15 protein-coding genes are annotated in these 17,927 nt (G+C 46.6%); 7 read left to right on the top strand and 8 right to left on the bottom strand.

The window, feature by feature from the left end; genetic code table 11:
* The first annotated feature begins 29 nt into the window (after positions 1-29).
* The 6 genes from EDC63_RS06760 (at position 30) to EDC63_RS06735 (ending at position 6,689) form a co-directional block, all read left to right on the top strand.
* Entirely contained in the window at positions 30-1,280 is a 1,251-nt protein-coding gene (locus tag EDC63_RS06760; protein ID WP_124945772.1) for a hypothetical protein, read from the top strand.
* Entirely contained in the window at positions 1,277-2,206 is a 930-nt protein-coding gene (locus EDC63_RS06755) for a glycosyltransferase family 2 protein (RefSeq protein WP_124945771.1), read from the top strand. Before EDC63_RS06760 ends, EDC63_RS06755 begins: the two co-directional genes overlap by 4 nt.
* 2 nt (positions 2,207-2,208) lie before the next feature.
* A complete protein-coding gene (locus EDC63_RS06750) occupies positions 2,209-3,354 on the top strand; it encodes a glycosyltransferase family 4 protein (RefSeq protein WP_124945770.1) in 1,146 nt (381 codons plus the stop codon).
* A 22-nt stretch (positions 3,355-3,376) separates the two neighbouring features.
* Positions 3,377-4,558: a glycosyltransferase family 4 protein gene (locus EDC63_RS06745; protein ID WP_124945769.1), complete on the top strand. Its 1,182-nt coding sequence runs from the start codon at positions 3,377-3,379 to the stop codon at positions 4,556-4,558.
* A 128-nt stretch (positions 4,559-4,686) separates the two neighbouring features.
* Positions 4,687-5,562: an FkbM family methyltransferase gene (locus tag EDC63_RS06740; protein WP_165922932.1), complete on the top strand. Its 876-nt coding sequence runs from the start codon at positions 4,687-4,689 to the stop codon at positions 5,560-5,562.
* 104 nt (positions 5,563-5,666) lie between these two features.
* Positions 5,667-6,689 (top strand): tetratricopeptide repeat protein, encoded by a 1,023-nt coding sequence (locus EDC63_RS06735; RefSeq protein WP_165922931.1) that lies wholly within the window; start codon positions 5,667-5,669, stop codon positions 6,687-6,689.
* A 39-nt stretch (positions 6,690-6,728) separates the two neighbouring features.
* On the opposite strand, the gene EDC63_RS06730 is transcribed toward EDC63_RS06735, so the two are convergent.
* The 4 genes from EDC63_RS06730 to EDC63_RS06715 all read right to left on the bottom strand — a co-directional run bounded on the left by EDC63_RS06730 (position 6,729) and on the right by EDC63_RS06715 (position 10,768).
* Positions 6,729-8,372 (bottom strand): ArnT family glycosyltransferase, encoded by a 1,644-nt coding sequence (locus EDC63_RS06730; RefSeq protein ID WP_124945766.1) that lies wholly within the window; start codon positions 8,370-8,372, stop codon positions 6,729-6,731.
* Between the two features lie 225 nt (positions 8,373-8,597).
* The gene (locus EDC63_RS06725) at positions 8,598-8,969 is read right to left on the bottom strand and encodes a GtrA family protein (RefSeq protein ID WP_124945765.1); all 372 of its coding nucleotides are present in this window, start codon (positions 8,967-8,969) and stop codon (positions 8,598-8,600) included.
* Complete coding sequence (locus tag EDC63_RS06720; RefSeq protein ID WP_124945764.1) at positions 8,969-9,919, bottom strand: glycosyltransferase family 2 protein; 951 nt, start codon at positions 9,917-9,919, stop codon at positions 8,969-8,971. The genes EDC63_RS06725 and EDC63_RS06720 overlap by 1 nt, the downstream gene beginning before the upstream one ends.
* 459 nt (positions 9,920-10,378) lie before the next feature.
* Positions 10,379-10,768 (bottom strand): sulfatase-like hydrolase/transferase, encoded by a 390-nt coding sequence (locus EDC63_RS06715; RefSeq protein WP_223248219.1) that lies wholly within the window; start codon positions 10,766-10,768, stop codon positions 10,379-10,381.
* Positions 10,769-11,060: 292 nt separating this feature from the next.
* Between EDC63_RS06715 and EDC63_RS06710 the strand changes: the two genes are divergently transcribed.
* On the top strand, positions 11,061-11,909 hold the full coding sequence (locus tag EDC63_RS06710) for a hypothetical protein (protein ID WP_124945762.1): 849 nt from the start codon (positions 11,061-11,063) through the stop codon (positions 11,907-11,909).
* 122 nt (positions 11,910-12,031) lie between these two features.
* On the opposite strand, the gene EDC63_RS06705 is transcribed toward EDC63_RS06710, so the two are convergent.
* Genes EDC63_RS06705 through EDC63_RS06690 form a run of 4 tightly spaced genes read right to left on the bottom strand, consistent with a single transcriptional unit; the run spans position 12,032 to position 17,914 of the window.
* The gene (locus EDC63_RS06705; protein ID WP_124945761.1) at positions 12,032-15,205 is read right to left on the bottom strand and encodes a sulfatase-like hydrolase/transferase; all 3,174 of its coding nucleotides are present in this window, start codon (positions 15,203-15,205) and stop codon (positions 12,032-12,034) included.
* Positions 15,181-16,155: a sulfotransferase family protein gene (locus EDC63_RS06700; protein WP_223248207.1), complete on the bottom strand. Its 975-nt coding sequence runs from the start codon at positions 16,153-16,155 to the stop codon at positions 15,181-15,183. Before EDC63_RS06700 ends, EDC63_RS06705 begins: the two co-directional genes overlap by 25 nt.
* 2 nt (positions 16,156-16,157) lie before the next feature.
* Positions 16,158-17,003: a DUF2334 domain-containing protein gene (locus tag EDC63_RS06695; RefSeq protein ID WP_124945759.1), complete on the bottom strand. Its 846-nt coding sequence runs from the start codon at positions 17,001-17,003 to the stop codon at positions 16,158-16,160.
* A complete protein-coding gene (locus EDC63_RS06690; protein WP_124945758.1) occupies positions 17,000-17,914 on the bottom strand; it encodes a glycosyltransferase family 2 protein in 915 nt (304 codons plus the stop codon). Before EDC63_RS06690 ends, EDC63_RS06695 begins: the two co-directional genes overlap by 4 nt.
* Positions 17,915-17,927 lie beyond the last annotated feature (13 nt).

Raw genomic sequence — 17,927 nt, 5'->3', positions numbered from 1 at the left:
TAAGAGCGTTATCAACCCGGCAATAAAAAATGGGGACTATAACCATTCTAATCATTGTTGCATGGTTTACCGGTATCGGATTGCTGCTCGGAATAATTTACCGAAAGGGGCTTATCGCACTGTGGCGAGAGCCTGTTTTGCGCCATCCCGTGCTTATTTTTGAAAGTGACGACTGGGGTGCCGGACCTCTCCAGCAGGCCGATGCATTAAATGCGCTACACGCCGTCCTTTCACGCTTTAAAGACTGCCGGGGGCACCATCCCGTTATGACCTTAGGTCTGGTGTTATCTATCCCAGATACCCAGCGTATAAACAAGTCCGTACCTCTGGCCTACCATGAATTGGTACTGAGCGAACCCGTATTCATCCCCATTTTGAATGCGATCAAACAAGGCATGGAGTCCGGCACATTTTCGGCTCAACTCCATGGCATGGCCCATTATTGGCCACCAGCATTAATCGCGTCTGCCGAACACAACGTTGAAATTCGAAACTGGTTGAGCCATCAAGAATATGCTTCCACAGAAACGTTACCCGATCATTTGCAAAGCCGCTGGACGGACGGATCTGTGCTGCCAACTCAACCTATCGATGACGCTGCGATTGAACGAGCCATCACCGAAGAAGTAAAGGTGTTCCAAGACATTCTGGGGGTTGCACCGGTGGTAGCCGTCCCGCCCACATTTGTATGGAATGACACTGTTGAACGAATCTGGTCAAAATTAGGGGTGCAAACCGTCATTACACCTGGCACGCGTTATGAATTCCGAGATGCGCAAGGTAAACTGAGCCCAACCGGGATAAAAATTCTGAACGGAGAGCGCAGCGCCAAAACCCTCTACCTGGTTCGTGACGAATATTTCGAACCGGCACGCGGCCACCGCGCTGCTGACACCTTGATGAAAATGGTTAAAAAGTCCGCCCTTGGACGACCCACTTTACTTGAAACCCATCGTTTCAACTTTATCAATGACAAGAACACCTGCAACAATGCACTGAAAGAATTAGAAATATTACTTAAAGCAGTCCTGCAGCGTTTTCCTGATGTGCGCTTTATTTCCACAGCCACCTTAAGCGCTCAGATAGCCGCACATCAAGGCAGCTTGATTAATACTTCATTCTTGCATCAGTTAAATGCCTGGCTGCTGAGGATCAAGGAGATTTCCGGGTTCTGGAAACTGGCGCGAATTAGTGGGTTTGCGCTTCCATTATGGTTGATTTCCCTGGCAGTAAGTCAAAGCAAACATAATGCCTCACACTCAGCAATGAACACACCATGAGTAACCCGACATTTTCCGTGATCATCCCAGCATATAATGCCGCAAAAACGATTAAGCGCGCGATCAAATCGGTATTAAACCAATCCTACCCCGCCAGTGAAATTATCATCGTAGATGATGGCTCCACCGATGCTTTGCAAGAAGCAATCACTGAGTTTACCGGCCAGATAAAGTATATTCGCCAGACCAATCAGGGTGTGTCTGCAGCGCGCAACGCGGGTGCCAAGGCAGCCACTAGCCAATGGCTTGCATTTCTGGATGCCGACGACTGGTATTTACCTGACCGTTTAAAGCATCATAGTGAATGGATTTCTCGCGATCCAACGTTGGATTTCCTTACAGGCGATTACGAATATCGTGACGAAAATGAAAACTTACTGGGGCGCTCTATGGAGGGCAAAGCTTCCGGCAGAATGATGCTTAAAAAAGCTGCAGGCAAGCGCGAAGTAATTATGGAAGAATCAGAGTTCGAAGAGTTTGTAGCTGACCATTTTGGTGACACCCATACTTTAAGCCTTCCGCGCGCTACATTTCTGGAACTGGGAGGCTACCCTCTGGGCTTCAAAGTATGTGAAGACGTCCATCTGCTGACTCGTCTGGTCGCGCGAAGCCATCATGCGGGGGTGATCTGCGAGCCGATGGCGGTATACAGCATTCACGGTACCAGTGCCACACGGGCCGACCCGGTGCGCGCGCAATTCGAGAATGTACGCACACTGATTGCACTCGGCAAAAGTGCAGAGCAGCTACCGCCTGCGGTTCGGCGCGGTTACGCAACCCGACTGCGTCAAGCCAGACTCAATCTTGCTTATTCGCTCACAAAATCAGGTCGAAGAATGGAGGCCATGCGCGCAGTATTGCCTTCACTGATTGAATCGCCAGGCGTTGCCAGCTTCCGCAATATTTTATCCTTGATAAAGAACTGAACATGCCTCGTTACCTGGTACTTACCGAATTATTCCTGCCCACCAAAGGGGGTACAGCCGTCTGGTTTGCAGAAGTGTACCGCCGTCTTTCAGGCAAAGAAACCCATATTGTCACGGCCGACGTACCTGGCGCTTCCGAAGTGGATACCAACCATCCCAATAGCATCCACCGTATCAATATGCGACGTGTGGCCTGGTTGCGCCCGGAATCCCTAAGCATGTACGTAAATCTGTTTTTTAAATCCTTGTATTTGGCAGCAACCCGACGTTTTGATGCGGTTCATGCCGGGCGCGCACTGCCGGAAGGCTTATGCGCATGGGCTGTGGCACGCCTGACCTTCCATCCGGTGGTGATTTACGCCCATGGAGAAGAACTCACCACCTGGGGCCACGGCGGCAAATATAAAGCCATGCGTTTTGCCCTGCGACACGCCGATCATGTGATAGCCAACAGCCAATTCACTCGTGATGAACTCATCAAGATGGATGTTGATCCCATGCATATCACGCTGATTTCTCCGGGCGTTGATATTGAACGCTTTCGCCCTGGCTTGCCCTGTGATGACTTGCGCCAGTCTGTCGGCGTAGCGCCAGAGGGGAAATTGGTTTTGTCGGTAGGGCGGCTATCACGGCGAAAGGGCTTCGACCAGGTGATCAAAGCACTCCCCGAACTCATCAAAGCCGGCATCAATGTTCAGTATGCGCTGATTGGTATAGGCGAAGATCAGGAGTATTTGCTTGATCTCGCGCGTGTACACGGTGTGGCAGATCGCGTACACTTGCTGGGTCATGTCAATGCCATCGACTTACCTCGTTGGTATAATGCCTGCAATGCATTTGCCATGCCGAACCGGGAAATCAATGGTGACACAGAAGGTTTTGGCATGGTGTTCATTGAGGCAGCTGCATGTGGAAAACCATCAGTCGCGGGAGATGCCGGGGGAGCCAAACAAGCCGTACAAGATGGCGTAACCGGAATAGTCGTGGACGGACAATCATGCACTGCAGTCATTGATGCGCTTTCGCAATTATTAAGTGATGCAAATGTTGCCGCAAAAATGGGTAGTGCGGGCTATGAAAGAGCTGTAAATGATTTTTCCTGGGACAGGGTGGCGGAGCAAACACGTTTGTTGTCAATTATAAATTGAAGTACTGATCAGAGACATTACTATGCTCCCCTCCTATATTGTGTTTGCAAGTACATCAGGCCGCTGTGGCCTTAGCGTTCACACTATAGATTGGGTACGTGCATTGGCAGAGGCAGGACACCCCGTTACATTAATAGTTTGTGCAAAAGACTACTTTACTCCCTACTTAAATGACACTCCAGTTCGTATCATTCAATTACCTCTGCCTGAAAATATGCCATTTTACAAAACATTCCGTTTCTGGTCCAAGGCATTAAAACCCTATCCGGCGCAGCGTGCAGTATACCCACGTGGTGTTGGAGGTTCTTCTTCGCTTTCCATCTTGGCTGCACTACGCTTTCGCTACCCACGGCTTTACACTATCGAACATGCCATGGCTAACCTGCCCCAGATTGCCTGGGGCAAGCCAGAACCTCGACATACCCCGGTTCGCACTATCAGAAATGTCGTAGCTTCTCGACTGGTGAGCCGCTCCATCGCCGTTTCAGAGTGCACCAGACAATCTGTAATACAACACTATGATTTTCCCGCTAATAGAATCGTGACACGTCATAACTGGGTAGATGTTAAGCGTTTCCAGCCCGCCCTAGCGGCTCGCACCCAACTACGATCAGGTATTGGCGTTGAAGAGCATGACTTCCTGATTGGTTTTGTAGGGCGATTAGTGATTGAGAAACGAGTAGATGCAATCCTACAGGGTTTTGCTGCATTCGTTTCCACATCACCTAGGAAAGCTCACTTGGTCCTAGTTGGCGACGGCATGTTAAAAGTATTGCGCGCCCTTGCCACAAAATTGGGTGTGGCTGACAAGGTACACTTCGTCGGCATGGTTAACGATACCGCACCTTGGATGAGCGCTGTCGATACTCTCATTCTGGCCAGCAACTCCGAGGCATTCGCACTAGTGGGCTTGGAAGCCATGGCAAGTGGGGCAATTCTGCTAGCTCAGCCGGTGGGTGGATTGCTGGAATATGTCGAACATGGAAAGAATGGCTACCTCGCTAATCTAAACACACCTGAACAGTTTGCTGCTTGGTGGACTACAATCAGCAAACTGCAGCCCGAGGAGCGTGAGCTGCTGCAAAAAAATGCACTACGGACAGCCGTTATATTTCGCCCTGCAGTCAAGCTAGCTGCTTTCTTAGAAGCTCTGGATGCACCTGTAGCAGCAAATTTCTTAAGAGAAAAAGAGGCAAAATCTTAATAGAAAAATTCATGTTTTAATTTTTTAAATTAAAACCAGTATGGTCTGGTGATGACTGGACATATATTATTAAAAAAATCATGGAGAAAATATATGGAGTTATTTTATAGATGTGGGAAGAGAGTCCAATGAAAACCTTGGTCTTCCGTATTATTAGCGCATATCTGCGCCATACCCCTTTTGAGAAAGGGCGATGGTCTCTAATGGTAATTTCGAAGAAGCTTGTTAAAGATACTCGCTTGTCTAACCCAGAAGTATCAATCACAACGAGGGCCGGATTTCCGATGCACGTGAATATCAATGATTATGTTGGCAGGGAACTATATATTTGGGGGGAATATGAGACGGGCGTCTCCAGAACGCTTCGCAGAATTCTCGCCGAAGGGGATGGTTTCGTGGATATTGGCGCCAATATTGGATATTACACAGTCATGGCGAGTAAATACGTCGGTCCGTCAGGAAAAGTAATAGCGTTTGAGCCCGCAACAGTGACTAGAGAAAGGCTAAAAGCCAACATACAGCTTGCTTCTGCTGAAAATGTAGAGATATTTGATTTTGCTCTTTCAGATGACGAAGGTGAGGCTGAATTTTTCCTTGGGCCCGAAGATAACTCAGGAATGGCGTCCTTGCGGTTTCAAGGGAGTGGGATCAATAAAGCTAAAGTAATGCTACGAAAATTTGACAACCTCAACATCAACATGCCCAATGTTCGAATGATCAAGCTTGATGTAGAAGGAGTAGAATTAAAAGTACTATACGGCATGCGTAAATTTCTTGAATCCTACAAACCCCATATTATAGTAGAAATCACCGAATCTTTCTTGTCCCAGTTTAGGCACACACCCGCTGAATTAATTTCATTTCTTGAGGACTTGGGTTATGTGAAAAAATATGAAATCACAGACAATGGCCTTATTCCTCTCGGTAAAAAATTGCCCAGGCAGTTCAATGGATTTTTCACAACTAATGCTAAGAGCTTAGGAAATTGGGCTTTGAAACCTTAATACATATACTATTATTGTTGCGTAAAATAAATGATTATCTCAATGCGATTTCGACTTTTTGAGAAATTGCAGCGCTCATGCTTCAGAAGAAAGGCAAGTCCCATATGAAACTGATATCTAAATATTGTCATTTGAAATTGCAGCAGATTGTTAAGCTCTCTGCAATTACTCTCCAGCGCTTCATATTATTGACTTTGATGGTAATCGCAATTGGCTATACTATTTCGGCAACTGCCGAAGGTTTTCTCCCGGATAAACGGGAAATTTTAATGATGCCCCAACTTTGCCAATGGATGTATGGCGCACGAGCAGGTCTGGATCCTTCAGCCGTTCCACAAAGCCACACCATGGACACAACGGGATGTACGCGTTATCACTATTACTGCGACGCACATACTGACCTGGTTCGTGCTGAAAAAAATGCTTATACCAACCCAGGTTTAGCAAAAGAAAAATTAAATAGAGCCCTGAATACACTCAAAGGCCAAATAGAATTTCATGATGGCGAAGGCAGTTGCTCAAAATACCTGCGCGCGGATATCAGATACACATATGGAAAAGCACTTGAGCGATACGCCAGACTCACCAAATCTTCTAATTATTACGCAGAAGCCATCAGCCCCTTACTTCAAGCAATTCAGCTAACACCCGAAGACTTCAGAGCGTACCAAGTATTGGGCGATGTTTATACCGCACTGAACAAACGTAAAGAGGCTCAAGAAATCCTTTACAATGGCCTTGAAATCAACCCGGATTCAAAAGCCTTATTAAGACGATATAAAGCAGTTGGCGGCCAACGCCCCATCCCTGAAAAAAAATCCGATATACCACCCGAAACTGTGAATACGGAAAAACCGGGAAAACCGGATACGACAGAAGAACCTGCAAAGACACAAGATACGCCTGCTAAACCCAGCGAACCCCTCAGTGTATCCAAAGATGCTTCAACGAGTGGCACTGGAGTTCAGGGCGCAGAAAGCAAAAATCCCCAGGACAACTCGCAATCATCCCCATATTGCCGGTTTTGCCCCGATCTTGGTAGTGACCAAAATACGGATACAACTACCAGCCCGGTTGACAGTGTGAATGCGGAAACAAATAAACCTGCCTGCAGATTTTGCCCTTAAACTCACTAATTGTTATTGCTTAACCGCAAGCAATAACAATTAAATATGATTTATTGTCTTTAATCTAAAAAGCTGAAAGCTATGGCCTTGGATATTTAGAGCGGTCATATCCCCATTATTTTTCAGCCATGTGTACAAACCGCTAGAAGCCAAATCCTTAGCTACATCCAACTCTAGAAGAAAATAGATAGCACCTTTAGGCCTGTTATTTTCTTGACTGATAAGCCGAAAGATTTGATCGGGGGTCGTGATGCTAGGGTGGATAGTACGACGTGAGTAATATGGGAGTATCTTACTATAAGGATTTGTTAGATATTTACTAATGGGCGCCAAGTTAGTTAGTATCTGATCGCCGATAGCAGTTGATCTCCGAATGTAATGGCCTAGTTCCGGAATGAAGTCGGGCTTCTCAAGACGATCCTCTCGCTGAATGCGAGTTTGTATGTTACCGAGTTGCCAAACATTAAAGAGCATAGAAATCAATACTGGGAGAATGACTGCAACAGTTATTCCTGCTTTTGTTGCCTGCTCATGTGAAGGTCTATCGTTATCTGCCAAACTGAGAATACTATTAATAGCTTCAGCGCTAAGAATTGCCAACGGAACTGTCATCAGATGCATCCACCACTGATGAAAATAAAGGCTGCGCCAGAAGATCACTAAGATACCAAATGCAACAACCGATAAAATAATCACTATTCCGCTCATTTCCTTGTTTCTCCGAATAAACACTATGCCAATGAGCGCGAGCAATGCGGAAATAATACCGAAATCGGTGTTGAAATTTTGAACAATCCTAAAAAAATATTCTTTTGGAGAAAAAGTAATTTTGGCCTCAATAATCGTCTTAGCAATTTCACTGTTTGCGGAAATAAATCCCGTATAAGCCAACCCTTGATGTAACAAACCCAATAATGACTCCTTGTCGACATAATAAATGCTGATTAAAAATAAAATAAGGGTCACTGTTGGCACAAAAATCAACCCTGAGAGTAACGTCCAGTCCATCCGTTGATCTTTTCGCATCAGTAAATAATGGGTAAGAATCGCAGGGGGTAAAAAATAGGCCGCCCAATCGCTCGCGGCACCAGCTGCGACCGCACAAAATAGCAAAAACATTGTTCCCAGGCTAGGTCTATCCCTATATTTTAGGTAAAGCCATACAGCTAGTATGACAAAAAATAAAGTTAAGGCTTCATATCCAGGCTTGCGTCCAAATAATATAGTTGATGGGTAAGTCATGAAAAAGAACACACTCATGATACCCACACGGGTATTTGCTGCTTTTTTGACAAGGGCAAATAACACAATGGCGGTTGCCAGAGTGGCAAGCACAGATACTAAGCGAGCAAAAATCTCTGCCTCACCAAAGAGAGAGAAACTTGTCATTACTAGAAGCGGGAAGAGTGGGGGGTGGTGAAGATAATAGGTTCCACCAGGATGAGAAATCTCCTCGAAAGTGATCAACTGGCCAAAATTTAAATCGAATACACCAAATTGCAGATAATTGTGCGCGATTGAACTAAATAAAGCACCATCAGAACCATCAAGACCAATCCATGGCTGAGCGATACCTTGAAAAAAAAGAAAAAAGCCCATTGTTATACCAACAATGGGAAGCATATCAGCAAGTCTTTTCCATACTTTCTGAGTTTGTTTTAAAGCGGAGCTATTCTGTTTCATTTGTTGAACTTTCGTTAATCAAAATAGTGTGTGCACGCAATGATTTCTTCTTTCAAAAAGAGTCCTACCCTACTAAAATGAGTCGTCGCTCCGCGCGCGCAACTGAAGGGTTCTAAAAACCCAAGTGTTCCGGCGGAAGAATTCAGCTTGAAGGTGGATGCAACACGAGCCATCAACTCAGTCAGCCACTTGGTGCGCAATTTCTGTGGGGCCTGCAGTTGAACCTCAGGTGGTTTGCGCGAAAACAAACCGTTTATAAGATACAAAGCTAAAAAACATCAAAACAAAAGTAGAAAGCCCAACCGCAAGAACAGGCCTCATGCTGGAAAGCACCAGTACAGAATACAGTGCAAAATTGAGGCCTGCGGATAAGAACGCTACAGCCACATAGCGCATAGCCTCAGCGTGACTTTTAGGGGCATTAACGCGAAATGTCAGCTGCCGATTTAACAACCACGTGACAGCGACTGCAGAAGCGATGGCCGGAAAACGTGCCAAAATAGGGGAAATCCCATAATATACAAGTAAGAACACGATCCCTGCATCCACTGCAAAGCCAATGCTGCCCACGGCAATAAACCTAAAAAACTGTTGCATCAATGCTTTTCTCTTGGTCGGAGCTGAGCCAAATTAAGGTAGTGCAGTCGCTTGTTTTCAAGTCGTCCCCTTGCCACACTGTCCAAGATCAAGCCTGATACTAGCGCAATAGCGGCCATTAGCATCAAGCCGGTGGCAAGAATCGCTGTTGGGAAACGTGGAACTAAGCCGGTGTTCATATAAACCTCCAAAAGCGGGTAACCCAGCATTATGGAGATGAACGCTAGCGTAACGGCAATCGTTCCGAAAAATTGGGTGGGTTGGATTTCCTTAAAGAATAGAAACATAGTCCAAAGTATCCGGAAGGCATCCCTGAAAGTTCTAAGCTTGCTTACCGAACCATCTTCCCGCGCACCATATTCGGTCTGAAGTTCAGCAATTGGCATGCGAATCTGGCTCGCATGTGCTGATAATTCCGTTTCAATCTCAAATCCACTTGAAATTGCGGGAAAGCTTTTCACGAAACGTCTGGAAAAAACACGATATCCCGAAAAAATATCTGAAAACATAGGACCGAACAATCTGCGATATATGCCGTTGAAGAGACTGTTGCCAAATCCGTGGCCAATTCGGTGGGCATTGGAATATACATTGCGGCGCGTACCTACCACCATGTCAAGTCGATCGGCGATTAGCAGACGCACCATTTCTGGTGCTACGCTTGGGTCGTAGGTGGAGTCACCATCGACCATAATGTACACATCAGCTTCGATTTCGGCAAACATACGTCGCACTACATTTCCCTTTCCAGGCCAAGGCTCTCGACGGATAAAAGCACCAGCCGCCATTGCTCGGACACTTGTATCATCAGTCGAACAATTATCGTAGACAAAAATTTGCGCAGCGGGCAACTCCTGACGAAATCTGCCTATAACGCGTTCAATCGTAAGAGCTTCGTTGTAACAAGGAATCAGTATGGCAATTTGTACTTTGGAAATGAAAATGTTCATTTCTGATGCAGAGCTAGGAGCCAACCTAACAATATCAGAGCAACTAGGATCGATTTGTGCTTCGGCCCTTGCGAGGAACATTTCGGGTGTATTCATGACTATTAAAATTGATTGGCTATGTAAATACAGAACCTAAACACGCTCAAAGTAATACTAAAATTCATATGGTTAAAGTCCATCACGGAAGGTTCCCTCAAAGCAAACTGTAACCAGATCGCATTTTTACATTCTAGTCATACCGGATAAATCTCATGAATGCATTTCAATATAGTCCACGTTCAAAGTTTTAACAGGCCCATTTACATATAATTTTTACAGGATTTTTAGTTCAACTTTTTCTGATGTTTAATCGCGTCACTCACACCTGATTATCAAAAAATCAGAGATGATTCCATCAGCTTTAATGTAACGACGTAAGGTCACATAAACTAAATATTATAATAATGCTTTTATTTACAGCTAGATGCCGGTTTCATTGAAGGCTGCCAAATCCAGATCCAGATTTTCTCCTCTAACCAGACTTGCCAGAGAAACGCCATCCATAACAATGGGACTTTTAAGGCCAGCCAGCTCCAGCAGCGTTGGTGCGATATCCACACTACGCACAGTTTGTTGCTGTACGCCGCTACCCTGGGTTCGCGGGTCACGAATAATCAGTGGTATACGGGCCGAAAAATCACCTACAGCGCTATTACCTTGCCCCCAGGTTTCATGTTCGAAGAATTCCATGCCATGATCACTGTATACCACCACAATCGTATTTTCAGCGAGCCCGCACACTTCCAGGTGGTCGAGAATTCGCCCCGCTTCATCATCAAAACTTTGCACACAACCGTCATAAAGATCGATTATTTGGTCGAGATCAAACTCTTTTCTGCCATCGCCCTGGCGAGCTATCCTTAGGATAATAAGAATTCGGCAAGATCACATGTGGCTTACCATAGCTTCTCGCTACCTCAAAACCGCTAAAATTTACACTTAACCATCTTTGGAAATGTTTAACAGAAAAATATCCCTATAAATTATCTAGCTATACTATATGGAACAAAATTTGTTTATACATTCTAGTCTTAACTTACATATGGTTGATTACCCAACAACCATTATTTAATTTTCTCAATTATTAATAGGGGTCAATATCATGAGTTCAATATTTACACTTCTAAATGATTTTTTATTTCGTTGGGCCATGCAATTAACCCTTAGTGTTGTCATTTTTGTGGCCCACGTTAGCATCTCAATAGCAGGTCCGATAACTCCTGTCTTAGAAAACACGCTTCCAGCATTTTTATCCTTTGACACCGCAATTGGGGTGTTAGGATACAAGTATGGTGTAGATCCATCGTATCCGTCACTAACTGCAGTGGGTAACATCGATGAAAGTGGTTTCGTTTGGACGGTTTCCGGATCAAATTACAATGGATTAAGCTTATTTTTGTCCGCATCAGGAGCATACGATTCGACCAACCATTCAACGAGTTGGGTGGGAACTGGGAGCTATGACGGGCAATCATGGACGATGGAAGGTATTTCCCAGTGGATTTCATCCACCGATTTTCAAGTTAGTGACAGCTTATCAATTGGGGGAACACTAATAACTTATACCTCCGACACTGTGGGCAACCCATCTTGGGATTCAGGAACCTTCACAGACCCAACTTCCAAGATAACATATAAGGAAATTTCGAGCAGTCACTGGTACAATCCCTTTTCGTGGTGGACCGTTGACGGTTTAGACGTGGAAATCACGACGGATGGGAAGATCGCTAACGATACATATACGGTAACAAAAGGGGGAACAACAGTGGGGGGCGGAGGGATCAAAGTTGGCCCCGTTGCTGCTGGAGGCGGCTTCATAACATTTAACGGAGGAACCTATAGTAAAGTAGTTCAAATCACCCCTATACTCGAGCCCAGTAGTAGTATCCTCCTGCTCGTAGGCTTGATAAGCTTGTTTGGTCAAATATCACGCTGGAAACAGATTAAATAGTTACACAATCGATGCATGTTAAATCCTATTCATAGCTGTGCTTGATATCAACCAATCAGAATATTGATTGGTTGAATTTTCTAAAATAAGGTTGCAGGGACATTTTCACAATAACCAAACTTTTATCTAGCGCTTAATAAGCTAACCTTCTGCCTCTGGCTCCGAGATACTTGCCCCTCATTTTCCCCTTTCATCCATTCTGACAACCGAAGCATGAGAGACTCACATATTTCTGGAAACTGTTTTGACACGTCTCGCAAGCATCCCGGATCATTTTCCAAATCAAATAAGCGCAACAAAACCCTGGACTCAAGTGGCTGATAGACTAATTTCCAGGGTCCTAGTCGAACCATCCTGTCTTTAGCTTCAAACACTATGTCATGGTATTCGGGTTTGATTGCCAAGGTGCCGCTGCTTTTATCTGGTACTTCCAGTAGCTCCAATAAATTGGGATAACGCAAATGATCTTCCGGCATGCCCGGCAAATCAGTTAGCCAGATGCCGGTTTCATTGAAGGCTGCCAAATCCAGATCCAGATTTTCTCCTCTAACCAGACTTGCCAGAGAAATGCCATCCATAACAATGGGACTTTTAAGGCCAGCCAGCTCCAGCAGCGTTGGTGCGATATCCACACTACGCACAGTTTGTTGCTGTACGCCGCTACCCTGGGTTCGCGGGTCACGAATAATCAGTGGTATACGGGCCGAAAAATCACCTACCGCGCTATTGCCTTGACCCCAGGTTTCATGCTCAAAGAATTCCATACCATGGTCGCTGTATACCACCACAATCGTATTTTCAGCGAGCCCGCACGCTTCCAGGTGGTCAAGAATTCGCCCCGCTTCATCATCAAAACTTTGAACACAACCATCATAAAGATCAATTATTTGGTCGAGGTCAAACTCTTTTCTGCCATCGCCCTGGCGACGAATAATTTCCTGCGGGTCCGTTAGCCGCGCCATGACGAATTTTGATTCGCCGGAATATTTAGGGTCTGAGAAGCGTGCATAGTAAGGGAATTCAGAGCCGAAGGGGGGATGTGTGGCTGACAAAAACACATTGAGCAAGAACGGCTGATCTGTCCCGGCCAGACTAGACAACCGGGCACGAGCATCACGACCTGCTTGTGTGGTTAGTGGCACACCCGCTAAATAATACTGTTCCGGTAAAAAATATTTACCAAAACGATTGTGGGTGAAAAGTGACAAAAACAGTCTTAAATCCTTTGGACCCTGACGTATCAGATATTTGATGTTCCATTGGTCTTCTGGCGCATCAACTTTCTGAAATCCTAACGAAAACTTACCCAGATCAGCACCACACCAATCACTGACGGCAACGGTGGCATAGCCTGCATCTGCTAGAATTTGTGGAAGACAAGGCACTGACAAACGGGTTTCAGCGTCTGCTACAAAATTGTCTCTGATACCATGCCGGTGGGGCCAGGTGCCCGAAAACAGGGATATTAAACTGGGTGCGGTACGTGCGCAAGGAACGTAGCATTGCGTGAATTGCGTCGCACTTTTGGCCATTTGATCTAACTTGGGTGTCAATTGGCGACGATATCCAGCAACCCCCAGGCGATCAGCCCGAAGCGTATCCGAACCCAACATCAGGATATTGGGTCGCGTATCACTGCGCTTCGATTTGACTGGTGTGGGTGTAGTTGCAGCATTTGCCCACCCAGCCAGTCCAACCAAAGCGGCAAAGCCTCCCCATAGTGCGGTTAGTGGTGCGAGCGCTCCCATCTGGGCAAGCCGTAAACTGGCAAATCCAAACAGTAAAAAAACCAAGAAAGCGATGGATCCGCCAAACAGGTGTAACCGTGAAGCATTAAGCATTCCCCATAAAGGATAAAGCCGGCTCATACGGTAATGCATGGATGAAACCAGACTGGCAGGAATGTAAAAAAGCTGGCGACAAAACTGCCAGCTTGTAATCAACGCAACACCCATAAACGCGGCTACAAATGCACCTGTAAACGTATAATTGAGGCCTGAAACTGCTGCCATCGCCGCATATATAACTGTTCCTACTGCTCCCATAAGGATAAGCAGCAAGAGTGTCCAGCCCACCAGCCTTGCAAAGGCGGCCAAGGTATACCATCGATAATGATGACGGATTTCGGCTTGAATTTGCGGGCCGGTTTGAGAAAAATCGCGGAGTGCTTTTGCGCTGATCAGGAGCGTTATGGCTAGTGCATTACTCAATGTAGCCAGTGCGCCTTCAATCACTTGCTGAAATAATATCGTCGGAAAGAAACGCACTGAAATACCGGCGCTAATCACTCCCGCTATTGTGAGTAGTGCCCAAAATCCAGCCCCAATTCGGTCCGTTAAATGCTTGTTGCGAAGGGGGGAAAGCTCCTGCACTTTTTCACGCATTCCCTGCAATTCGCCGAGCGTTGCGGCAGTACGCATAAGATAAAAGCGGGCTTTGGGCCAGGAAAATGAGAATACGGCATGTGCTACATACTCTGCCAGTTTACGCCAGATATAGCGTGGCACTTGTTTTTCCTGATGATGGACACGGGCTACTGAACGAGACCGCTGGTAACTCTTGCGTATCAAATAACTGAACTTAAGTCGCTCGGCATCTACGTAGTGATGCTGCAACACTTCTGGTACATATTGAAGTTGTTCGCCTTTCTGCAACGCAGTGAGTACAAACTCGCTATCCTCACCACCCCCGAGGTCGTGTCCCCGCGGACCTAGTTCTGTAGAAAAACCACCTACACGTTCAAATACCCCTGATCGCAAAAACAAGTTTCCACCACCCGGTAACGGCCCATGTTCTACGGTGACCAACCTATGCACCATTCCCTGATCATAACGCGGCACCGGGAGTGGATAGATCCGGTAGGGGCCTGTGTCATAGACCCAGGCGGGTTCGGTGCCATCCCAATCTGGCAAAATGCGTCCGCAAAACATCGTGGCTTCTGGATAAGTTTCCAGAGCCTTGCATATTTCCACCAGAAATTCGTGATCTACGCGATGATCGTCATCCACCAACGCGACTGCATCATCGCTCAACAGGCGAATTGCATGGTTGAGCGCGTGGGATTTACCGGGAACAGGTTCCTCAAACCAGGTCAGCGGTAACCAGCCCTGCTGCTCGGCATCTTGCTGATATTGTTGAAGGCTTTCGACTGTCTCATCGCTACAATTGTTTACACCCACCAGAATGCGTATTTGCCATTTCTCCGGGCGCATTGCCAGGTTGATCGATTGCAGCACACGTCTCAGCAGCAGCGCTCGATTGTGGGTACAAATCAGGACGGTGAGTGTGGAGACCATGGTTTTTTCTTTGGGCCAAACTTACGATACCAAGCCGTGCTTAATGCATTTTGCCAGCGATAATATACCCGCAAGACTAATGGCAAGCGGTGGGCTGATGTCGTCAGGGTATAGCCGAAATTTTTCAGAGTGGCCGCTGCGGCAGATTCGAACACGCGAATCTGCCAGGGTGTCATTTCACATTTCCACTTATCCTGATTATCTTTCTGAATGGGCTTTTGCAATAAGGGCGTTTTACCGGCAGTCCCTGATTTTTTGTATTCCAGCAAATCATCAGAATAAGCCTCTCCGAGAAAACCACAAATTTTCTGGAGCGCTGCTTTCTGATCACTGATCATATCCTCATAGCGCAATTCCATATATTGCCCCTCGGGTACTTGCTGGCCGGACATATGGCCGTTATCGACATACTGTTCCCACTGCTTTGCTGCAAGATAAGTGTTGTAAACACGGAAGTCATGCCGCCGGGCAAACATGGAAAGGGCCACATCACGGCCATCGCGCACAATATGAATAATCTGCGCATCCGGCCACCACTCCAGCAACTTGGGAATATGCATAACGTAATACGGTGTCTTGTCGCACCATCGCGGTTTACCTTCACCCGCTGCATTTTTCTCAAATAGCCCAGAAATAATATCACGCACACTCTGGCGACCTTCTGCTACGAAATCTCGTGCCAGGTTTTCCACATTAAACTTGAGGCCATGCATGTCAGTATGTAGAAACTCCGCACTTTGAGCTTCCATCACATTTAAAACCTGTTCTACATTTTCAGGTAGGGACAAATCACCGAATTGTGAAGCATGCCGGTACAGCGGGATAAAAAAGTGTGACTCTCCCGTGGGCAGGGATAGTGCCGGGTGTGAGCGCAACATATACTGCAGAAGGGTAGTGCCGGAGCGGGGGGCGCCAACAATAAATACAGGTCCTTTGGGGGCGCGTTGCATGTTCATATGAGACGAAAAATAGATTTTAAAAACATAAGAGGCCAGCCCTGACTCAACAAAGCATCTTCAGGGAGGTGGCACTGAATTTTACCGGGCAACCTGGCCCAGGCGGTTTGCTTCTGCCTGTTCGCGTAAGATGCCACTGGGTCATTACAAAGTGCTGAAATGGTCGTAACTTGTATACGCTTATCCTGCGTCAACGTTTGAAGAATATGCCCGAAACGTTCCAGGTCAGTTGGTGCATTAGCAATGCCGCTTTCCACAAAGTCATAATGATGCATGACCGCTATGACCACCGGATCAAACTCCGCAAATTTTTCTAACTCGTTAATCGTTTTGGCAAGTGACGCGATTTGGCAGGTACGGGGTAAATAAGCCAAACCGGAATCACAACCAACGGGCAAGTCCATTCCTGCAGAGATATAACGGAATTCAAGCTTGGCTAGTGCTTGAACAGTGGCCTGATCAAACGTATTCCATGGCGGTACAAAACCTTTGACAAGGCAGCCGAAAGTCGCCTCCAGCAGATCACGGCCTTCGCCTATCCGTTCAATTTGAGTAGCAACATCCAACCCCATGAATTCACTGGGCGGCTGCTGTTCACCCCGTACTGTTTCATGACAATATCCATGCAGGGCCACTTCAATTGTCCCTGCATTCTGCGCGTCAATCAGGTGGGTAGCGCGATCTCGGGTCAGGGAAATCAACTCTTCTGCCCTTCGACGAAAAGGGATAACCCCAACAGTTATTGGCATACCTGCTGCTTTTGCCGCAGCGAAAATACCTTGCTCCAACGCGCGATTTGAAGTGGCTGAAGGATCGTCAAAACGTATTGCCAGTCTAATCATATAGGGTCCTTCATCCAGCCCACTACATAACCTGTAAAATAGGCTGCATTCATTTCCTGTCTTAAGGAGTGAGCAGATCCTTTTTTTAATCGCAAAGCAATTGCTTGACCATAAGCCCGCAATATTTGTGGAACAAGATACCTGGGCGGCACACGCGAAAGATTTCCCCGTTTGCGAGCCCCTTCCATTCGTCCTTGACGGAAATGCAGATCAAGAAAGTAGTCCCGCCGCAATTTGGGCGTCTGAATACGATGTTGAATAATTGCGCCAGGCACCCAGCGTACGCGACAACCGTGTTCTAAAAGACGGCGGTAAATTTCCGTATCTTCCCCACCGTTGTTGGCACTCCCCTGGCGGCCCAGTCGCGCGTCAAAGTTACCAATACGATCAAACACGCTAAGGCGAAAAGCAAAATTACCCCCAAAGATTGGCGTGGTTCGTTCAGTCAACCATCTCGCTTCACCATGATCCAGTTTTCCCAGAAAGCCCAGCAGTTCGTCCTGGAGCCAGTCAGGACGCTCCCCGTCTTCGAACAATACTTCAATGCGGCCACCCAGGGCATCTGGCTGGTGTTCAAGCATAGCCTGCTCATAGACCACCAACCAGGCGGGGTCAGGGGTTTCATCATCATCCATGAACAGCAAGTATTCACCATGCGCTTCCTGCAATGCACGGTTCCGGGCATTTGAGAGGCCCAGGTTTTCTTCCCGTACAACTCGCACTGCCACCCCTGCTGGCCGCCACGCCATCTCAGCAAGTAATTCCGACGTACCATCGGCACAACCATTATCTATAACAAGAAATTCCCACGGTTTTACGGGTGGTTGTAGTTGAGCCAGATCAGCAAGCGTTCGCTTTATTCGATCAACGTGATTATGAGTGCACAAGGCAACGGTTATAAAAGGTGGCATTGTTATCGTTATA

This window comes from Sulfurirhabdus autotrophica, from assembly GCF_004346685.1.
In the GTDB taxonomy this organism is placed as follows: domain Bacteria; phylum Pseudomonadota; class Gammaproteobacteria; order Burkholderiales; family SMCO01; genus Sulfurirhabdus; species Sulfurirhabdus autotrophica.
The sequence above is the reverse complement of the archived record's forward strand: the minus strand, read 5'-3'. Positions and strand labels throughout refer to the sequence as shown.